Below are 20,019 nucleotides of genomic sequence, written 5' to 3'. Positions count from 1 at the left end.
GGTGGGGCCGCTATGCCACGCTGACCTTGATCCGCTGCACCACATTGTTGCCCATGCCCTGGTAGTTCCATTCCGGCTCCAGCGGCTGGACCGCGCCGCTGGCATCCGTGGCACGGCAGGAGAGCTCGTGGTCGCCCGGATCGGCCACCCACGGCATCGACCACGCACACCATGCGAACGGCGCCGCCGGGTGCTCCAGATGGGCCGCGGCCCACTTTCCGTCGATGCCGACGTCGACGCGCTGCACGGCGCCCTGCCCGGACCAGGCCCGCCCGGTCAGCATCACCGGCCCCGGGGGCAGGATCCTGCTCCGGGTGAAGAAATCCGGGACACCCGGGGGAACCATGAGCGAGCGGACCTTGATCCAGTTGACCGGGGTTCCGGGATCCTCGGCATCATGCTGGTAGCGGTACGCCACCGCCTGCTGGAAACCGTCATAGGGTTTGGTCAGAACCTTGATCGAGGTCAGCCACTTCACGCTCGCCATGCCGTACCAGCCGGGCACCACAAGCCGCAGCGGATAGCCGTGCTGCGGCGGCAGGTCTGCGCCGTTCATCCGGTAGGCGAGCACGACGTCGGGCCGCAGGGCCTCCTCGATCGGCAGGCTGCGCGCGTACTGCTGGGCGACGCCGCCCTGGCTGCCGGCGTCAGCCCCGGTGAAGAGCACCTCCACGGCGTCGTCCTCCACTCCGGCCCGCGTCAGCAGGTAGGCGAGCGGGACACCGGTCCACTCAGCGGTCCCCACACCCTCGAGTACCCACGGCTGGCTCAGCGGGCGGGGCCGCAGGAGGGACCGGCCGTTGCCGGCGCACTCCAAGGTGACCGGGAGGGTGATGCTCGGTGCCCGGAGCAAGGCCCGCAGGCTCAGTTCGAAGGACCGCTGCACGGCGCCGCCGATCCACAGATGCCAGTGTTCGGCGTCGATGAACGGGATGTCGAAGTGCGTGAGCACGTAGTGCAGTCCGGGCGGTGTGGTGTCGCTCCGCAGGGCCTCGAGCGGCATGGAATGGTTCCGCACGGCGAGCTGGAGTTCCTCCGCCGTCAGCGGGCCGTGGCTCGGTTCGCCGGGATGCGCCCGGGGTTGCCCGGCCTGCCGGCGCGGACTCTTCAGGACAGAAGAGTGTCTGGACATTTGCTTTGGCATGGCACGCCGCGATTCTTTACGGACCAGCCCGGTCTCGGTCCTGTGAAGGACCCGCCGGTTTTAGGAGGTATCACCTGGTCTCAGGTCTACGCCGCAGCCCGGAAACCGTCAACACCGGGACGAGCCGGTCCGTCCCTTCCGGTCCGGGGGCTACAGCGTGTGTGCCTCGGCCAGGAACTGCACCAGGCTCAGCGGTTCCCGGCCGGTCAGCTCATGCACCGCCGACGTCGGACCGGCGAGTTCGCCGGCGGCGATGGCCGTGTAGGTGCTCACCCAGGCGTCAACCTGCCACGGCGGGGCGCCGTAGGAGGCGCGGGACGCGTAGGCCTCCGCCAGGGTCTCGTTGTGGAAGGTGATGGCCCGGCCGGTTCCGGCGGTCAGGAGTTCGGCGGCGCGGGCCAGCGAGATGTCTTCCGGGCCGGTCAGGTCATAGGTCCGTCCCACGTGCAGGGACGGGTCCCGCAGCACGGTGACGGCCGAACGGGCAATGTCTGACCGCGCCACGGCAGCCATGACGCCGTCCCCGGCGGGGCCGCGGATCACGCCGTCCTCGCCGGCCAGCAGCGGCAGGAAGTCCAGGTAGAAGTTGTCCCGCAGGAACGTGTAGTCCATGCCGGAGGCCTTGATGCGCTCCTCCGTCGCGAAGTGGTCCCGGCCCAGCGTGAACGTGGAGTCTGGCGCCGCGCCGAAGAACGAGGTGTACACGATGTGCTGGACGCCCGCTGCGGCCGCGGCCTCGACGAAGGCGTAGTGCTGCTGCAGCCGGTCCTCGGCCTCGGCTGCGGAGACCATGAACAAGATTTTCGCCCCGGCCAGCGCCGTCTTCGCCCGCTCCGGCTCGGCGTAGGTGGTGACGAAGGGGACGGCGCCTTCGAGCTCAGGCGCCCGGGCGGCATCCCGCACCAGGAGCCGTTGCTGGCTGCCGGCCTGGGCCAGCAGCCTGGCCACCAGGGCGCCCAGCTGGCCGGTGGACCCGGTGACGGCAAGCTCCGGAGCGCTGGGCATGGCCTAGGCCTCGCGGGAGGCGGGAGACTTGGTCTGGGCGGGGTCGCGTTCGGCCAGTGAGCCGATGACGGCGTCGATCTTGTCCATGATCACCGCGTCCAGCTTCACGCCCGCTGCCGCGACGTTCTTCTCGATCTGCTCCGGCCGGGACGCGCCCATGATCGCCGAGGCCACGTTCTTGTTCTGCAGCACCCAGGCGATGCTGAGCTGCGCCATGGTCAGTCCGGCCTCCTCCGCGACCGGCTTGAGCTGCTGGACGGCGGTGAGGACCTCGTTGGACATCCAGCGCTCGATCATCCGCGAGCCGCCCTTGGAGTCCGTGGCGCGGCTGCCCTCAGGGGCAGGCTTGCCGGGGTGGTACTTGCCGCTCAGGACGCCCTGGGCAATCGGGGACCAGACAATCTGGGACAGGCCCAGTTCTTCCGACGCCGGAATCACCTCGGCCTCGATCACCCTCCACAGCATGGAGTACTGCGGCTGGTTGGAGATCAGCTGGAAGCCGAGGTCCTTGGCGAGGGCATGGCCGTCGCGGATCTGGTTGGCCGTCCACTCGCTGACCCCGATGTACAGGGCCTTGCCCTGCCGCACGATGTCCGCGAAGGCCTGCATGGTCTCTTCCAGCGGCGTCTCGTAGTCGTAGCGGTGGGCCTGGTAGAGGTCCACGTAGTCGGTCTGCAGCCGGGTGAGGGAGCCGTTGATGGATTCCATGATGTGCTTGCGGGACAGCCCAAGATCGTTGTGGCCCTTGGGCCCGGTGGGGCCGAAGACCTTCGTGAAGATTTCCAGCGACTCGCGGCGCTCGTCCTTCAAAGCTGCTCCGAGGACCGTCTCCGCCGCTGTGTTGGCGTACACGTCGGCCGTGTCGAAGGTGCTGATGCCGGCGTCGAGCGCTGCCCGGACGCACTGGGTGGCGACGTCGTTCTCCACTTGGGAGCCATGGGTCAGCCAGTTGCCAAACGTGATTTCTGAAATCTTGAAGCCGCTGTTCCCGAGGTATCTGAATTCCATGGGTTCCAACGTAGCGGACTTGCCTGCCCGGGGTAAGGGCTCAGCCGGCCTTGCGTTCCTGGACGGGCTGTTTGGCCTTCCCGGCCGGCGGAGTGCCGCGCAGCGACACCAGCGATCCGGTGTCCAGCAGGGACTTCGCTGCCGGCATGGGTGGCTTTTTGAACGCCCGCGGGACGGCGCCAAGTGTTCCATTGGTGTCCGTGGCTGACTGCACGAGGGCAGAGACTTCCTTGATGTCCTGTGCCGGTGCCAGGGGGTCTGGCAGGTCCCGGACGGTGACCCGGACAGCCGGGCCGGCCTCGGCCTCGGCCCTCGCGGCGGCGCGGGCATCTGCCCGGGCCACGGCGGCCGCCCACTCCGGGGACAGCGCGGGTTCCTTTTTGGCTGCATTCCGGGGGGGGCGTGCGGGCTTCGCCGCCTTGGCTGGCCGGTGCGGCACCGGCTCTTCCCCGGCCCCATCTTCCCGTGATACGGGGGTCCCGCGGAGGAGCCCGGCGACGGCCAGGACAACGACTGCCGCCAGCCGGCCGATCCCCGCGAGCACGAGGGTGGCGGCAAAGACCAGGAAAAGGCCGAGGAACATGAAGAACGCCACGCCGAGGGTCCCGAAAAAAGTCAGGTTCAGCGCAATGGTCGTTGGATCTTCCATGTCACCTCTCCTTGCCGGCCTGCTTCAGCGTGGTCCCTGCCGCAAGCACGTGGCGGGCAGGAGCCCCCTTAACAATACGTACTTTTCGCTGGTCCCGTGCCGCCCCCGGCAGTCGTGGCGAAGATGTGTCAAAGCCGTTATCCGCGGGCGGGGCGCGGGCACCGCCGGCCGGGCGTCTATAGTCGGAGACAGCCCCGCCGGCGTCGTCCGGCCCGCCGGAAGGACACCTTGTGACGCACGCCGCAGCAGCCGAATCCGAGCCCGCCGGAGCATCCGGCACGGACCGGTCCGTGAGTATTCCGGAAGTGGCATATTCCGCGCCCTATGAGGGGAACTGCCCGTGCCTGTCGGGCGAGGCGTATGTGGACTGCTGCGGCCGGTTCCATCGCGGGGACGCCGAGGCGCCTACGGCGGAGCAGCTCATGCGCTCCCGGTACAGCGCCTTCGTGGTCCGGGACGCGGGGTATCTGCTCCGGACCTGGCACCCGGACACGCGGCCCGCGGAACTCGAGTTTGATTCCGGCATGCAGTGGCGACGCCTGGACATTCTCTCCACCAGCCGCGGCGGTCCGCTGGACAGCGAAGGCACGGTGGAATTCGCGGCGCACTACCGGCATGAGGGCGAACGCGGCCTGCACCGCGAAACCAGCCGCTTTGTGCGGGTGGACCGGCGCTGGTATTACCTGTCCGGCTACGAGTCCGGCGTCGTTGCCGGCTGAGGCTTCCGGAGCTGACGCCGTCGCGGCTAGGGGCGCCCGGCTGAGTTGTCCCGTGCTGAGTTGTCCCTTACGGGGTGGTTCTCAACCGTTGCTGCCGGGCTGAAGCCGGCGCGATCCACCCTGCGGTGGAAACGCATTCCCGCGAGGCCGCCCAACACTGCGCCCACCAAAGCCACCGCGGCCACGACAATCGCCGCGATGATGCTCAGGGTGTTCAATTCGCCCTCGTTGATCGGGATCCGCGGGAAGCTGTTCAGGTTGGCCAGGATGTTGAAGCGCTGCCCGGCGACCATGCCCAGCGCGGCGACGACGATCGCGGCGATCAGGGCCCAGATCCAGACCATGAAGCCCTGCCTGGCGCCGTTGAAGCGGGCCATCCGCCCGGCGACGTATCCGCCGCAGTAGTAGGCGATCAGGAGGATCACGAGCAGCACGATGATGCCGGTCAGCCCGACCGTCTGGTTGCTGGAGGCCTGGTCGACGGCGTCGTTCACATCGGTGTTGGTGGCCAGGCCGACGGCGGTTCCGCCGGCAGCGACCAGCGCGGTGAGCAGCACGGCCGTGCCCGTGGCCGTCAGCCAGCCGAAGAATGCTGAGCCGACCTTGATGCCGCCGAACTGTTCCTTCTCGCGGGCCACTACCGCCTGGCGCGTGGGGATCTCTTCCACGACAGTGTCGTGAACAGAGTCGCGGCCCGGTACGTCGTGAACAGAGTCGCGGACGGGGTCGTCGTCGTGAACAGAGTCGCGGACGGGGTCGTCGTGGCGGACTGCTGTCACCGGGCGGGTTGTGGCGTCGTCCTGCGTGGCGTGGCGTGGCGTCTTGTCGTCGGGGCCTGCGGTGCTGCTCATGAGGGCTGCTCACTTTCGCTGAATGACCGGGCACCCTGGAGATGCCGGTCTGGCGTCAACCTAACCACGGTGGAATCCGGTTAGCAAGGATGCTTACTATCCGTGGCGGCGGCCCGTCAGCGGTACTTGCGGTGCAGATCCTCCCGGACGGAGGCACGCCGGCTGGCGTCCGCAATCCATGGGCCGGTCCCTTCGGACTGGTCGAGAATCCCGGCCTCCAGCCAGGCGTAGTCGCCGGCAAGTGTCTTGCGGGCCAGGGCGTGGTCGGCGTCGTCGGTGTTCCGCCACAGCCGGTCGAAGTATTCGTCGACGCGAACACGGGCCTGTTCGCAGTACGCCTCGGCGAGTTCGTACGCGGAGGCGCCGCGTTCCGGCTGCGTCCGCAGCAGCATCTCGGCGCGCGAACAGCAGGCCGCCATGGCAAACAGCTCGGCACCGATGTCCACGATCCGGCCCAGGAACGCCTGCTTGTGCTCAAGTTTGGCCTGCCAGCGGCCCATCCCGTAGAAGGTCTGCCGGGCCAGGCGCCGCGAGGAGCGCTCCACGTAGCGCAGCTGTTTCGCGAGCCGGCCGAAGTCGCTGTAGGAGCGCGGGTCCATGCCGGCGCCGGCCACGAGTTTGGGCAGCCACTTCGCGTAGAAGCCGGAGGCGCCGACGGCGGCCTTCGCCTTGTCGGAGAGGCGGGCGTCCTCCGAGGCGAGGTCTCCCGCGGCCGCCAAGTGCGCGTCCACGGCTTCGCGGGCGATCAGCAGCCTCATGATTTCCGAGGACCCCTCGAAGATCCGGTTGATCCTCATGTCGCGGAGCTGCTGTTCCGCGGCGACGGCGCGTTCGCCGCGGGCTTCGAGGGAGTCTGCCGTTTCAAAGCCCCTGCCGCCGCGGATCTGCACGAGTTCGTCCGCGATGAGGCAGCTGATCTCCGTGGACCACAGCTTGGCCAGGGCCGCCTCGATCCGGATGTCTTTCTGCCCGGCGTCGGCCATTTCCGCGGAGAGTTCAAACACGGCGTCCAGGGCGAAGGCGCTGGCGGCGATGAAGGCGATTTTCTTGCCCACGGCTTCATGCTGGCCGATCGGCCGGCCCCACTGGGTGCGGGCGTCGGACCATTCGCGGGCGATCTTCAGGCTCCACCGGCCTGTGGCGACGCACAGCGCGGGGATGGAGAGCCGGCCCGTGTTCAGCGTGGTGAGGGCGATCTTCAGGCCCTGGCCTTCCCGGCCCAGCCGGTTGGCCGCGGGGACCCTGACCTGGTGGAAGCGGGTGACGCCGTTTTCGATCCCGCGGAGCCCCATGAAGGTGTTGCGGTTTTCCACGGTAATGCCGGGGGAGTCCATTTCGACCACGAACGCGCTGATGCCGCCTTTGTGGGCGGTCCCGTCCGCATCCGTATGCGGCGGCACGAGGGCCATGACCACGACGAGCTCGGCGATGACACCGTTGGTGGTCCACAGCTTGACGCCGTCCAGGAGGTAGGACTCGCCGTCGTCGGAGAGGACGGCCGTGCTGCCCATCCGGGCTGGATCGCTGCCGACGTCGGGCTCGGTGAGCAGGAAGGCGGTGACGGCGCCGGCGGCGCAGCGGGGCAGGTATTCACGCTTCTGGGCCGGAGTGCCAAAGACCTTGACGGGCTCCGGGACGCCGATCGACTGGTGCGCGGAGAGCAGGGCGCCGAGGCTGGGATGCACCGAGCCCAGCAGGGCCAGTGCGCGGCCGTAGTACACGAGCGTGAGGCCCAGTCCGCCGTATTCGCGGGGAATCTTCATTCCGAACACACCGAGCTCCGCGAGCCCCTTGAGATAGTCGTCCGGGATCCGGTCGTCGCGTTCGATGGTGCGCCCGGACATCGTGCGGCAGTAGTCGGCCAGCCGGGCCATGAACGCCTCGCCGCGTTCGACGTCGTCGGCGGGGGCCTCGGGCCACGGGTGAATCAGCGACAAGTCGAAGCTGCCAAGGTAGAGGCCCTTCGCGAAGCTGGGCTGGCTCCAACTGGTTTCGCGGGCGGCCTCGGCAATGGCGCGGGCGTCGGCGGCTGTCGCGTCGGGGCCGACGTGCTCAGGCGCCCCGGCTGCCGCCGGAATCGGAATGCCCGATGTTGGAGAACCTGACGCTGGAGTGCCGGGGGTGGTGGCGGGGTCTTCAATGGCGGAGCTCACTGGGCATCTCCTCTAACCGGGTGACCGGCTTGAGCCCTGGATCCGCCGCGGGTGGAGGACCCTTCAGCTGTCCCGCAATACTACTCGCGGGTAAGTGGCTGTGCTAGGGGAGGAATGGCCCGGAAAGTCGGACCGGAAGTCCGTGCCGAAGTCGACCTGGAAATCGGCGGGCATCTCCACCGTTGAGGCGTGGTGGACCAGCCGGTCCCAACCGTGGTTGATGCCGTGGACCAGGCCCACCACCGCGCCGGCCACGAGATACCAGGCGAGCCGGCCGGCACCGACCAAGACCATGGCCGCGAATGCGGACACCATCATGAAGGCGCCGATCATCACGGCAAACACGAGGGTTCCAATGACCACCATCGTGCCGGTTTCCACTGCGCTTAGGTCGAACTGCATTCTTCCCCCTGCACCATTGCTCCGGTTGAACCAGTAGCCCGAGCGTAGGGTGCCGTGGGCGTGCTGAACTAGGGTCCTTTGGATGTTGGCGGCCTCTTGATATGGGATCGAAATGCTACCGGGGCGTAGGTCACGGCGGAGTTGCGGCACCCTCACCGATCACGAGGTCGCACCGCTTGTCAGTGCCGGGATGCTGCCCGGTGTCAGTCTTCGTCGTGTTCAGGGGCGCTCTGGCTCATGACCTGGAAGTCCGCGCCGAGGGCGACTTCGACCTGGGACCCGTCGTTGAGGCGTACTTCGGCCTCGTAGGCCGCGCCGGAGTCGTCATCCCGCTCCACTTCGGTGACGCTGCCCTGGCCCACCTTTGCTAACGCGGCACTTGATGCCATGGCACGGTCGGCGTCGCTGAGCGCCGGTCCGTCGGAATCGTCACCGATCTCAAAGTTCCCGATCTTGGCGGCGAGGGCGCCCGCACTCCCGGACCAGATCTCCCGGGGCGGCTGGGTGGCCCCGACCGCAATTGACGCTCCCCCCAGCACTACCGCTGCAGAGGCCGCCCCCGTGATCCAGATCGTTCTCTTGCGCATGATCGTCTCCCTTCAGCTGGTCATTCCAGTGTGCGCCGACATAGGGGAGCAGACAACGATGAATGCGGACGGGGCCCTGCGTTAACCTTGTAGCTGGCAGTTTTTCGAATCCGCTGCCCCGCAACGCCACCCCAAACCATCCCCTGGCAGCCGAAGGAGAGCGCGTGTCCCGTTCCGCCGTGTCATCAGCCGACGCCATCAGCACCCGGCTCCGGGACCTCGAACTCCTTACCAAGGGACCTGCCTGGGCGCTGACGCGATCGGCACCGTGGGTGATCGCCGTGCTCCAGGCTTCCTTCACCCGCACGCGCGCGCAGCTGCCGCTGGAACAGTTCCACGCCGACGTCGACGCCTTCCTCGAACAGCTCCGCCGACAGGGCCCGGGCACGGGAGAGCAGCACAACGGCTCGGCCAGCGGCGCACTTTCCGGTAAGAAATATGCGGACGAATGGACCCGCAAGAACTTCCTGACCCGCCGGAACCAGTCGGGCCAGATTGTTTACGAAGTCACCGAGCCTGCTGCCCGCGTGCTGGCTTTCCTAGACAGCCTCTCCAGCGAGCGGTCCACGCTGAACGGCTCCCGGCTGGGCACACTGCTGGGCGACGTCGAGAAGCTCGCCAACGAGACGAACCCGGACCAGAGCGCACGCATTGAATCACTCGAAGAGGAGATCGACGAGCGCCGCCAGCTGATGGAGGACATCAGCTCCGGCGACTTCGACGGGCTGCTCGACGACGACGAGGCCGTGGAGGCCGCCGGCAACATCCTCGATCTCGCGGCCAGCCTGCCCGCGGACTACAAGAAGATGCGTGACCGGATCGAAGAGCTCGTGGGGGAGCTGCGCAACCAGATCATCGAGGAATCGCTCAGCAAGGGCGCCACCATGGCCCAGGTGCTCGAGGCCGACAAGCGGCTGCGGCAGAGTCCCGAAGGCCGGACGTTCCGCTCCTTCACCGCGTTCCTGGAGGACCCGCAACAGCAGCTGAGGTTCCGGTCGGCGATCGGCGAAGTCCTGAGCCGGCAGTTCGCGGACGAGCTCAGCCACGATGAACGCGAGACGCTCAAGAACCTTGTGGCCGAACTCCGCAGCCAGCACAGCCAGATCCAGCGGATCTACGGCAAGCTCAGCGAGAGCCTCAACACCTACGTCCAAAGTGACGACTTCCGGCAGTCGGTCCGGCTCCGCAAGGTCCTGCGGGAGGCTGAGCAGGCGATCCGCGCCCTGCCGTACGAGCGCGAACGGCCCGGCCTGGTCCGCGGCCCGGTGCTGTTCAGCGCCGGCTTCGAGTCCCTGGCCATGGTCAAGCTCTTCGACCCTGACGAATTCGCGGCTCCGCCCAAGCTGGCCGACCCCATCGCGTTCTCCGACTCGGACCGGGCGCGCTCGCCCCGGACCGCCAAGGCCAGGCCGGAGGCCATCCGCGCCGCGCTCGCGGGAGCCTCAACCCTCACCGAGGCCTGGGCGCAGCTGCCGCCAGAGGAACGCCACATCAACTCCATCCGAGCCTTGTTGTCGCAGACCCTCCACGAAGGCGCCGGCTTCGACCGCGGGACCTGGGGCCCCATCGAATTCGAACAAATCGACGGCACCACCCGCACCGCCTACCTGCCCGTCGTCACGCTCGCGAAGGATTGACCATGACTGAAGAGACTGTGACCGAGACCCTGACCGTGACCACGGACGCGCAGTCCGCGGACGCGCAGTCCGCGGCAGCGTCTGCCCCTGCGGCTGCGGCTGCGGACAGCGATGGCGCCCACGTCCGGAGCGACCCCTTCACCGTCACCCCCCGGGACACGTTCGTCGACGGCGCCGCGCTCTTCCCGGGCGACACCGGCGTGCTGCCCATGAAGGTGCGGCAGGCGCTCGTGAAGCTGCTCAAGGGCCCGTACATCGACGGCGGCCGCGACGAAAAGCTGTGGACCACGCTCCTGGACAACCAGCTGATCCTGCGCAGCCGCCTCTCCGAGCTCTTCCTTACGCTGCAACTGGATCACGAGCGCAAGGTCGCCGTCCTGCGCCCGGTTGACCCCGAGGCGATCGGTGGCAGTACGCGTTCCAGTATCCTGCGCCAGCAGCGTGCCCTGAGCCGGGTCGAGACCATCGTCCTGCTCCGCCTGCGCCTGCTCCTGGACCGGCACGTCACCGCCCAGACGGACCCCACGATCACGCGCGAGGAAATCGCCGAACTCGTCGCCCACTACCAGCCCACCGGCCAGCAGGACGCCCTGCGAGACGCCGACGTCGTCAATCGCGCCATCACCAAGCTCTTGGCCCGCCAGCTCCTGCTCGCCACGGGCCTGGACGAGGTCTACACCATCTCCAACGCCCTCCCGCTGGCCCTGCCATTCGAAAACATCGGCGACATCCCGGCCCAAATCGAAGCCCTGGTGGCAGCCAGCACAGACCAGTCGGGAACGGAGCCGCTCCTGGAGCTCGACGCCGACACCCCGGCAAACGCAGAGGAAGACCCGGACGACGACGCCGATGCCGCCCCCGCCCCTTCGCCGGGCGGCTCCGCTGCAAGCAGCGAGCCGCCCGGCTCCGACAGGCCCGATGCCACTCCCTGGGCGGCATCGGCGTCGTCTCTGAGCTCTGAAGACAGCGGCCGCGTCGGGGACATGCGGCAGCATGCGTCTAAGCGAGGAACGAGCGAGCATGCAGAGCATGTGTCCGGTGGGGCCGCGGAAGGTGACCATACGGGCGAAGACGAAGCCGAGGAGACCAAGTGAGCATCGCAACCATGCTCCCCATGGGAGAGCTCATTAACCCCGGCCAGATGCGCCTGGCCCTCGTCCAGGTGGTCAACTGGGGCACATTCCATGGCGCCCACACGATGCACGTGGACCGCAACGGCACACTGCTGACCGGCAACTCGGGTGTCGGCAAGTCCACGCTGTTCGATGCCATGCTTCGGGTCTTCGACGCCCGTCCGCGCTCCAACGAAGCTGCGGCCCAGCGGGCCGGCGGCGCTGTCGAGGACAAGCGCACCACGTTCACGTACATGCGCGGCAAGGTAGGCGACAAGGCTGTCGGGGAGGGGTCGGCGAGTGCGTTCCAGCGCCCCGGCGCGACTTGGTCCGCCGTCGCGCTGACGTTCGACAACGCCGCCGGCACCCGGGTGACGGTTTCGGCGCTGTTCGACCTGCCCAAGAACGGCACGGAATCCAGCGTCGGCCGGTACTACGTGATCGATAACAAGCCGCTGGACCTCGCGGCAATCGAGGGCATCGCGGAGAAGCGGTTCACCAAGTCGGCGCTGGACGCGATCTTCCCGGACGCCCAGATCTTCGATGTCCACAAGGCCTTCGCCGAACGATTCCGCCGGCTCCTCGGCATCAACTCGGATCAGGCCCTTCCGCTGCTGCGCGTGATCCAGGCCGGCAAGGGGCTCGGCGGCAGCGTCAACACCTTCTTTCGCGACCAGGTCCTCGACGCCCCTGCCACGCTGGCCGCGGCGGACGACGTCGTCGAGGAATTCAGCAACCTCATGTCCATCCGGCAGCGCCTCGAGGACGTCCGGCAGCAGCGCGACCAGCTGGCGCCCGTCCCCGGGCTGAACAAGGAATACGCGCAGGCGCTGCTGGATGCGAACCGGCTGCGGGACCTAACCGGTGAGGAATTCGAGGCCTACAAGCAGCAGCTCGCGGTCACGGTCCACGAGAAGACCCTGGCGCGGCTGAAGGAGCTGGCCCAGGCGAAGGCCACGGACCTGGCCGCCGAACGCGCTGTCCGTGACGGCTTCGCCAAGGAACTGCGCCAGCTGGAGGGCGAATACAACAACCAGGGCGGCAACGCGATTTCCGCGATCGAGCAGTCCCTGGAGAACGCCCGGGTGGGGCTCAAGCTCCGGCAGGAAGTCGAGGCGTCGACGCGCAAGGCGCTGACCGACGCCGGACTGGAACTCCAGTGGTCGGCCGCCGGCTGGGATCAGGCCCACGAGCACGCCGCGGCCCGCTCGGCTGAGCTCCAGGACGATTCCGAGGCGCTCAAGGAACTGCGCTTCGAGGCCTTTGATGGCCACGCCACCCGGAAGCGCGAACTCGCCGCGGCCCAGCAGGAGCTCGTCTCGCTGAAGACGCGCAAATCGTTGCTGCCGCCGTCGAGCATTGAAAACCGGAGCGCCATAGCCGCTGCCACGGGCGTGCCCGAGGAGCAGATGCCTTTCGGCGGCGAGCTGATCGACCTTGCCGAGGGCCAGGACCAGTGGCGCCCGGCTGCCGAGCGCGCGCTGCGGAGCCTGGCCACCACGCTGCTGGTCCCGGGCGAGCACTTCGCGGCAGTCACCCGCTACCTCAATGACCATTCCGTGCGCGGGGCGCTGCGTGCCGTGGACGTTTCCCGGCCCCTGGCCGGCGGCGCGCTGGCCGTCGAGAGCGTGGCCGATCGCGACCTGCTGACCAAGCTCAGTTTCCTCACCGACGCCGGGCTGCCCGCCGGGCCTCACGCCCAGGCGGTTGCGCAGTCCAGCGCCTGGCTCCGGGAACGGATTGCCCTCGACTTCGCCTACCCGTGTGTGGAAAACCCGGACGAGCTCGCCGGCCTGGACAAGGGCCTGAGCCTGGGCGGTGTGGTCAAGCGCAACCGCCACACGGTGGAAAAGGATGACCGCTTCACGTCCCGCCAGGACTACGTCCTCGGGTTCGACAATGCCGCCAAGCTCGAACTGGTGGCGGCCCAGGTTGAGGACCTGCAGCAGGAGCTGGCTAAGGCCGCCGAGCTGGCGCAAAGCCGGGAAGAGTCGCACCAGGGCATGACCCGGCAGCTTGAAGCCTTGCGCCGGGTGGCCGAGGACCACCGGCCCTGGGAACAGGTCTCGGCCGCCGTGGCCGGGGAGGAGCTCGCCCGGATCGAGCAGCGCCTCAAGGACGCCCTCGCCGCGCAGGCCGACCTCGAACCGCTGCGGGCCAGCATCGAAGCCGCGCGGCACAAGCACCAGACCAGCACCGAATCCGCGGCCGTGCTGCAGAGCGAATACAAGGCCCTCGATGCGCGCATGACCGCCGCTGATGCGCTGCTCGATGCCGCACGCACCCGGCTGGCGCAGGCACCGCCGTCGGACACCGGCGTCGCCGCGCTGGAACCGTACTTCACCGGCTTCGGCGACGTCCTGGAGATGCACGAACTCGACAACCTCGCCAACCAGGTCCGCACCAGGCTCCTGGCCGAACTGCACGTCGCCGAGTCCCGCGGGCAGGCCACCTCGGAGCGCCTCACCCGCATTTTCGAGGGCTTCGTCCGGGAGTGGGGCACGGCGATTTCCGCGGACCACGGCACCTCGATCGGCGCCGCGGGGGAGTTCGAATCCCGCTACCACGCGATTGTCAGCGACGGGCTGCCCGCCCAGGAGGCCGAGTTCCGGCAGTTCTTCAACCAGCGGACGCACGAATCCTTTTCCACCCTGCTGCACCTGCTCGACGAGGAGCGGCGCGCCATCACGAGCCGCATCCTGCCGTTGAACGGGATCCTGTCCGAGGTCAACTTCCACGAGGGCAGCTTCCTGGAACTCGACATCAAGCAGACGCTGCCGGCGACGGCGAAGCAGTTCAAGGACGCCATCCAGAACGCGCTCAAGGTCCGGCACACCCGCCCCGGCAAGACTGTCGCTGCAGCGTCCGCTGCAGCGTCCGCTGCTATGTCCGCTGCGGCCCCCGCCGCTGCGTCCGGGGCGGAGGGGGACGACGACGCCGAGCTCACCACCCGCTACAAGTCACTTGAAACGCTCGTGAAGCGGCTCGGCTCACAGACCCCGGAGGACCGCCGCTGGCGGGCCGAAGTGCTGGACGTCCGCGGCCACCTGTTCATCCAGTGCAAGGAACACCGCGAAGTCCAGGGTGCCGGTTCCAAGGGCGCCAGTGCCAAGGGGGCAGCGAAGGGCGCGAAGAAGACCGAGGTCTACATGCACGCCGACACCGGCTCCATGTCCGGTGGCGAGCGGCAGCGCTTCACCGCGTTCATCATGGCGGCGGCGCTGAGCTACCAGCTGGGTATCGCCGAGCAGGGCTTCACCACATACGGCACGGTCATGATGGACGAGGCGTTCGTGCTCGCCTCGGAAGAATTCGCCGGCGCGGGCATCAAGGCCCTGCATGAGTTCGGCTTCCAGCTCCTGCTGGCCGCGCCGGAGAACGTCATCGACCTCTCCCGGCACCTCGGCTCGGTGACGGAGATCCTCCGGGACAAGCGCACCAACCGTTCCGGCGTCCTGACGGCTCCAGTGATTGCCGCTCGTCCGGGCACAGAGGGCACCTGGCGCTCGGAGGCGAACCCCGTGGACATCGTCCTGCGCTGACGTCACTCCCCTCTTGGGACAACGCGGGGTCACTTACGGTCCATAAACCCCACCGTAATGGGCCGTAAGTGACCCCGCGATGCTTGTACTGGGGCTGAGGGGCGGCGGGGGGCTCAACGGGAGTAGCTGTACCACCCGGTGCCTGACTTGCGGCCGAGCTTTCCGGCCCTGACGAGGGCGGCAACGGACTCGTCCGGGGCGTCGGCGGGGTTGCCTGTCGCCGCATACGTGGCCTGGGCGATGTAGTCCACGACATCGAGCCCCACCAGGTCCATCAGCTCAAACGGTCCCATCGGATGCCGCAGGGCCATTCTTGCCGTGGCATCGATGTCTTCCATGCTTGCAACGCCGCCGGCCAGCAGCGCCAGAGCCTCCTTTTGCACGGCGCCCATCAGCCGGTTGGCAACGAAGCCCGGAACCTCATGGTTAATCAGCACGGGTGTCTTTCCCAGGCTCCGGGCCAGTTCGACAGTGGTGTCCACGGTCGCCTGGGACGTGCCGGCATGCCTCACCACTTCTACGCATTCCATGACCAGCACGGGGTTGAAAAAGTGCAGATTGCACACCTGGCCGGGCCGGCCGCTGGCGCCGGCCACGGCAGAGGAACCGATCGTGGAGGAATTGGTGGCCAGGATGGCGTGCGGCGGGGCGAGCTCGCCGAGCCGGGCAAAGATGGCTTTCTTGATTTCCAGCCGCTCGGTGGCGGCCTCAATGACAAAGTCGGCAGCGGCCGCCACCGCTTCCAGGTCGGTGCTGAACTCCAGCCGGTCATGGGCGCGCCGGGCCTGTTCCTCGGCCAGTTTGCCGGATTTCACCATTTTGTCCGTGCTTTCACGCAGCTGGGCGGCGGCGGCGTCCAGCCGGCCCTGCGCAATATCCTGAACGATGGTGGTGTGCCCGGCCAGGGCGGCTGTCAGCGCAATCTGGGACCCCATGGCGCCGGCGCCGATGACGAGGACGCGCGTGATGGTGGTGGGGGGTTGCATCGTTTCTCCGGTTCCTAGGCGCCAGCTCCGCGGAGGCTGGCGACCCGGCCGCCGCGTAGGTAGACGGTGGTGGTGTGCGTGTAGAACTCCTTGGCGCTCTGCCCTTGCTCCTTGGGCCCGTAGCCGCTCTTCTTGGCCCCGCCGAACGGCACATGCGGATCGGCGCCGGCGGACTCGGAGTTCACATGCAGGATGCCGACGTCCAGCTCGTCCATTGCCTCCAGCGCCAAGGTGACATCCTGGGTGAAGAGTGCCGCGGAGAGCCCGAATTCGCTGTCATTCGCGAGGTCAAAGGCGGCCTGCGTTGAAGCTGCCCGGCGGACGCTGAGCACGGGGCCAAAGAGTTCGTCGCGCCAGACATCTGCATGGCCCGTCCCCGGAAGCTCCAGGATCGTGGGGGCGACGAAGTGGCCTTCGGCTCGAGCCGCGTCGTGGTAGGGGAGTCCTCCCGTCAGCAGCCCGGCGCCCTGGTTTAGTGCGGTGGAGATGCCGCGCTGGATCGACGCCCGGGCGTCGCCGCTGACCACGGGTCCCATCTGGGTGGACGGATCCGCAGGGTCGCCCACCAGCAGGGACTGGGCCTTAGCGGTCAGGCCGGCGAGGAACTCATCGGCCACGGCGTCCGCCACGATCAGCCGCGAGGTCGCCGTGCACTTCTGCCCCGAGGAGCGGAACGCGCCCAGGATGACCTGTTCGGCGGCCAGTTCAAGGTCCGCGTCGGCCAGGACGACGGCGGCATTCTTTCCACCCATCTCCGCCTGGATCGGGACGCCACGGGCCGCCGCCGCGGCGGCCAGGGTGCGCCCCACGCCGGTGGATCCGGTGAAGGACAGCCCGTCCAGCGCCGGATGCTCCACTAAGGCGGTCCCAATGGCCCCGGGGCCAATCACCAGGTTCAGCACGCCATCGGGAAGCCCTGCCTGTTCCAGCGCCTGGGTCAGCCGCATGGCCAGCAGGGGCACCGAGCTGGCCGGCTTCCAGACCACCGTGTTGCCGTACATCAGTGCGGGGGCGATCTTCCACGCCGGGATGGCGATGGGGAAGTTGAACGGCGTCACCACCCCCACCACCCCCAGCGGCTTGCGCGTGACAAAGATCTTTTCGCCCCGCCGCGGAGAGGAATACACCGCACCTGCCTCGCGGTCGCCGTCGTTGCCGTAGTAGCGGAAGATCTGCGCGGCGCGCAGCACCTCGCCCTGGCCCTCGGCCAGCGTCTTTCCCTCCTCGCGGGCCAGTTCCAGTCCCCAGGCCTGCGAGTTGGCTTCCAGGACTGCTGCGGCGCGCAGCAGCACGGCGCCGCGTTCATGGGCGGGGGTGCGGGCCCAGCCATGCTTGGCGGCAACAGCGCTTTCCATGGCGCGTTCGACGTCGGCCGGTCCGGCCTGCAGGCCGTGCGCCACCGTCTCGGCCGGTCGTGCGGGATTGACGGAAGTGATGATGCCGCCGTCGCCCTGAAACCAGGTGCCCGAGATGTAATGCTGCAGTTCGACTGCTGAAGTCATTGCCGTGTTCCTTTACTGGCGTTCTTTTGCTGGCGTTCCGGTGCCGGGCGGGTCCTAGCGGAAGGCCGGGATGCCCGTGATGTGGTTGCCGAGGATCAGTGTGTGGACCTCGTCGGTGCCCTCATACGTGCGGACCGATTCGAGGTTGTTGGCATGCCGCAGCGGCGAGTAGTCGAGGGTAATGCCGTTGCCGCCCAGCATGGCGCGGGCGTCCCGGCAGATCTGGATGGCCTCGCGGCAGTTGTTGAGCTTTCCCACGGAGATGTGGTGCGGCTTGAGCTGGCCTGCTTCCTTGAGCCGACCAATCTGTAGTGCCAGGAGCATGCCCTTGTTGATTTCCAGGGCCATGTTGACGAGCTTTTCCTGGGTCAGCTGGTACCCCGCCAGCGGTTTGTCGAACTGCAACCGCTCCTGCGAGTAGCTGACCGCCGTCTCGTAGCTGTCGCGCGCGGCCCCCATGGCTCCCCAGATAATGCCGTAGCGGGCCTCGTTGAGGCACTCGAACGGGCCGCGAAGTCCCGTGGCGTTGGGCAGCAGCGCGGTGGACGGGAGCCGGACCTCGCTCAGTTCGATGTCGCACTGGATGGAGGCCCGCATGGAGAGTTTGGGCTCAATCGGGGTGGCTTTGAACCCGGCGGAGTCGGTGGGCACGATGAAACCGCGCACGCCGTCGTCGGTCATGGCCCAGATGATGGCGATCTGGGCGATCGAGGCCAGGCCGATCCAGCGCTTGGAGCCGTTGATGACCCAGCCGTCTCCGTCGCGGCGGGCGAAGGTCTTCATGCTGCCCGGGTCGGAGCCGGCAGTGGGTTCGGTCAGGCCGAAACAGCCGACGACGTCGCCGGCAGCCATCCGGGGCAGCCACTGGTTCTTCTGCTCTTCGGAGCCGTGCTTGTAGATGGCGCTCATCGCGAGCGAGCCCTGCACACTGACGAAGGTGCGCAGGCCGGAGTCGCCCGCCTCCAATTCCATGGCGGCAATGCCGTATTCAACGGCGGAACGGCCGGGGCAGCCGTAACCCTGCAGGTGCATGCCAAGCAGGCCCAGCCCGGCCATGTCCTTGATGATTTCCACCGGAAAGATGGCCTGTTCATACCAGGCGGCGATGTTGGGCCGGATGGTGCTGTCCACAAAGGACCGCACCTTGTCCCGCATGGCAAGTTCTTCGAGGCTGAAGAGGGAGTCGATGTTGAGCAGGTCTGAGGATTCGTTCATGGTGTTCTCCAGGAGTTTGCGGGGCTGGGACTTAGACGGCTGCCAGCGTCGCCGCGCTGGCAGTGGCGGAGTCTGTCTGGGCGTCGTTGGCGGCCACGATGGCATGGCGCAGCACGTCCAGGCCGTCGCGGAGCAATTCGGGGTCAATGACCAGGGGCGGCAGCAGCCGGATCACATTGCCGTATGTGCCGCAGACCAGGATCAGGACCCCCTGCCGGTGGCAGGCGGCCGCCACCTGGGCGGCAAGATCGGCGCGCGGTTCCAGAGTGTCCTTGTCCGCGAATTCGACGGCGAGCATGGCGCCGCGGCCGCGGAACTCCGCAATGATGGCCGTGCTGTTCATGAGGGGCTGCAGGACCTCCCGGGCGGCCGCCTCGATAGCTTGGGCGTTTGCCAGGAGCGTGCCGTCTTCGAAGGCCTCGAAGACACCCAGTGCTGCGGCACAGGCCACCGGATTTCCGGCGTAGGTGCCGCCCAGGCCGCCGGCGTGCGGGGCGTTCATGAGCTCGGCCCGGCCGGTGACGGCACTCAGCGGCAGGCCGCCCGCCAGGGCCTTGGCGGTCAAGGTGAGGTCGCCGGCGACGCCCTCGTGCTCGCTCGCGAAGAGTTTGCCAGTCCGCCCCATGCCGGTCTGGATCTCATCCATCACCAGCACAATGCCGTATTTGGTGGCCAGCTCCCGCAGCCCGGCCAGGAAGCCGGGGGCGGGAACCAGGAAGCCGCCCTCACCTTGGATGGGCTCGATGACCATGGCGGCGAACGTCCGGGGACCGTTCTGGCTCAACAGGGCCTCGACGCCGGCCAGTGCGTCGGCAGCCGTGGCTTCCTCGCCGTCTTTGGCCCACAACCGGGTGGCTGTGGGGGCGCGGAAGACCTCGCCCGGGAAGGGGCCGAAGTTCTTCTTGTACGGGTTCACCTTGGCGGTCATGGCCATCGTGAGGAGGGAGCGGCCGTGGTAGGCGTCGTCGAAGACCAGCACCCGTTCTCTGCCTGTGGCGGCGCGGGCAATCTTGACGGCATTTTCCACGGCTTCGGCGCCGGTGGAGAAAAGCGCCGTGCGCTTGTGGAAATCTCCCGGGACGTGCGCATTCAGCCACGCGGCCACCTGCGTGAAGGATTCGTACTCTGTCACCATGAAGCAGGTGTGGGTGAACCTGGCCATCTGGGCGGCCACCTGCGCCTGGACCCGGGGGTTCACGGCGCCCACGCTGGTCACCGCGATGCCGGAGGCGAAGTCGATGATGCGGTTGCCGTCCACGTCTTCCAGGATTCCGCCGGAGGCCCGGTTGATGAAGACGGGCAGGGTCACGCCGAAACCGGAGCTGACATGCGCCTCGCGCTCACGGTGCAGCGCCGTGGAGGCAGGACCGGGAATGGCGGTGGCAAGGTGGCGGGACTGGGGGAGGATGTCTGCGGAACTCGTCATGTAGTCAAGGTAATGTGCGCTCCACCGCCTGACATTGGATGGTCTGTCCTTGCTCGAGCCTACTTTGGTTAGAATATCCAA

The 20,019-nt window shown here is 67.9% G+C and carries 15 protein-coding genes and 1 pseudogene; 4 read left to right on the top strand and 12 right to left on the bottom strand.

Annotated features, from left to right (window positions below; all coding sequences use genetic code 11):
* Window positions 1-10: 10 nt before the first annotated feature.
* From B5X90_RS18610 to B5X90_RS18595, 4 genes are all read right to left on the bottom strand, one after another.
* Window positions 11-1,132 carry a sulfite oxidase gene (locus B5X90_RS18610; RefSeq protein WP_079555409.1) on the bottom strand — a complete coding sequence of 374 codons (1,122 nt, stop codon included), beginning with the start codon at window positions 1,130-1,132 and terminating at the stop codon, window positions 11-13.
* Window positions 1,133-1,294: 162 nt separating this feature from the next.
* Window positions 1,295-2,149: an SDR family oxidoreductase gene (locus B5X90_RS18605; protein WP_079555408.1), complete on the bottom strand. Its 855-nt coding sequence runs from the start codon at window positions 2,147-2,149 to the stop codon at window positions 1,295-1,297.
* A 3-nt stretch (window positions 2,150-2,152) separates the two neighbouring features.
* On the bottom strand, window positions 2,153-3,157 hold the full coding sequence (locus B5X90_RS18600) for an aldo/keto reductase family protein (RefSeq protein WP_079555407.1): 1,005 nt from the start codon (window positions 3,155-3,157) through the stop codon (window positions 2,153-2,155).
* Between the two features lie 40 nt (window positions 3,158-3,197).
* Window positions 3,198-3,806 (bottom strand): hypothetical protein, encoded by a 609-nt coding sequence (locus B5X90_RS18595; RefSeq protein WP_079555406.1) that lies wholly within the window; start codon window positions 3,804-3,806, stop codon window positions 3,198-3,200.
* 290 nt (window positions 3,807-4,096) lie between these two features.
* Here B5X90_RS18595 and B5X90_RS18590 point away from each other — a divergent pair, with 290 nt between their 5' ends.
* Window positions 4,097-4,525, top strand: a complete 429-nt coding sequence (locus B5X90_RS18590) for a YchJ family protein (RefSeq protein ID WP_079555428.1) — start codon at window positions 4,097-4,099, stop codon at window positions 4,523-4,525.
* Between the two features lie 26 nt (window positions 4,526-4,551).
* On the opposite strand, the gene B5X90_RS18585 is transcribed toward B5X90_RS18590, so the two are convergent.
* From B5X90_RS18585 to B5X90_RS18570, 4 genes are all read right to left on the bottom strand, one after another.
* Window positions 4,552-5,376, bottom strand: coding sequence for a hypothetical protein (locus tag B5X90_RS18585; protein ID WP_079555405.1), 825 nt, complete (start codon window positions 5,374-5,376; stop codon window positions 4,552-4,554).
* A gap of 116 nt (window positions 5,377-5,492) precedes the next feature.
* Window positions 5,493-7,529 (bottom strand): acyl-CoA dehydrogenase family protein, encoded by a 2,037-nt coding sequence (locus tag B5X90_RS18580; RefSeq protein ID WP_079555404.1) that lies wholly within the window; start codon window positions 7,527-7,529, stop codon window positions 5,493-5,495.
* 63 nt (window positions 7,530-7,592) lie between these two features.
* Entirely contained in the window at window positions 7,593-7,931 is a 339-nt protein-coding gene (locus B5X90_RS18575) for a hypothetical protein (protein ID WP_079555403.1), read from the bottom strand.
* Between the two features lie 203 nt (window positions 7,932-8,134).
* A complete protein-coding gene (locus B5X90_RS18570) occupies window positions 8,135-8,518 on the bottom strand; it encodes a PepSY domain-containing protein (protein WP_143264813.1) in 384 nt (127 codons plus the stop codon).
* 164 nt (window positions 8,519-8,682) lie between these two features.
* On the opposite strand from B5X90_RS18570, the gene B5X90_RS18565 reads away from it, so the two are divergent.
* From B5X90_RS18565 to B5X90_RS18555, 3 genes and pseudogenes are all read left to right on the top strand, one after another.
* A complete protein-coding gene (locus B5X90_RS18565) occupies window positions 8,683-10,155 on the top strand; it encodes a DUF3375 family protein (protein WP_079555401.1) in 1,473 nt (490 codons plus the stop codon).
* 2 nt (window positions 10,156-10,157) lie between these two features.
* Window positions 10,158-11,012, top strand: a pseudogene (locus B5X90_RS18560) (DUF4194 domain-containing protein); the annotation flags it as partial.
* A gap of 233 nt (window positions 11,013-11,245) precedes the next feature.
* Window positions 11,246-14,809: an ATP-binding protein gene (locus B5X90_RS18555; protein ID WP_079555400.1), complete on the top strand. Its 3,564-nt coding sequence runs from the start codon at window positions 11,246-11,248 to the stop codon at window positions 14,807-14,809.
* A 113-nt stretch (window positions 14,810-14,922) separates the two neighbouring features.
* On the opposite strand, the gene B5X90_RS18550 is transcribed toward B5X90_RS18555, so the two are convergent.
* From B5X90_RS18550 to gabT, 4 genes are read right to left on the bottom strand one after another with little or no spacing between them, the layout of a single operon-like run.
* Window positions 14,923-15,795 (bottom strand): 3-hydroxyacyl-CoA dehydrogenase family protein, encoded by an 873-nt coding sequence (locus B5X90_RS18550; RefSeq protein ID WP_079555399.1) that lies wholly within the window; start codon window positions 15,793-15,795, stop codon window positions 14,923-14,925.
* 14 nt (window positions 15,796-15,809) lie between these two features.
* Window positions 15,810-17,297 carry an aldehyde dehydrogenase family protein gene (locus B5X90_RS18545; RefSeq protein ID WP_079555398.1) on the bottom strand — a complete coding sequence of 496 codons (1,488 nt, stop codon included), beginning with the start codon at window positions 17,295-17,297 and terminating at the stop codon, window positions 15,810-15,812.
* Window positions 17,298-17,351: 54 nt separating this feature from the next.
* Window positions 17,352-18,512: an acyl-CoA dehydrogenase family protein gene (locus tag B5X90_RS18540; protein ID WP_079555397.1), complete on the bottom strand. Its 1,161-nt coding sequence runs from the start codon at window positions 18,510-18,512 to the stop codon at window positions 17,352-17,354.
* Between the two features lie 31 nt (window positions 18,513-18,543).
* Window positions 18,544-19,938, bottom strand: a complete 1,395-nt coding sequence (gene gabT, locus B5X90_RS18535; RefSeq protein ID WP_079555396.1) for a 4-aminobutyrate--2-oxoglutarate transaminase — start codon at window positions 19,936-19,938, stop codon at window positions 18,544-18,546.
* Window positions 19,939-20,019: the final 81 nt, after the last annotated feature.

It is taken from the genome of Arthrobacter sp. 49Tsu3.1M3 (assembly GCF_900168135.1).
Lineage (GTDB): Bacteria > Actinomycetota > Actinomycetes > Actinomycetales > Micrococcaceae > Arthrobacter.
Note: the sequence above shows the minus strand (reverse complement) of the source record. Positions and strands in the feature narration are given on the sequence as shown.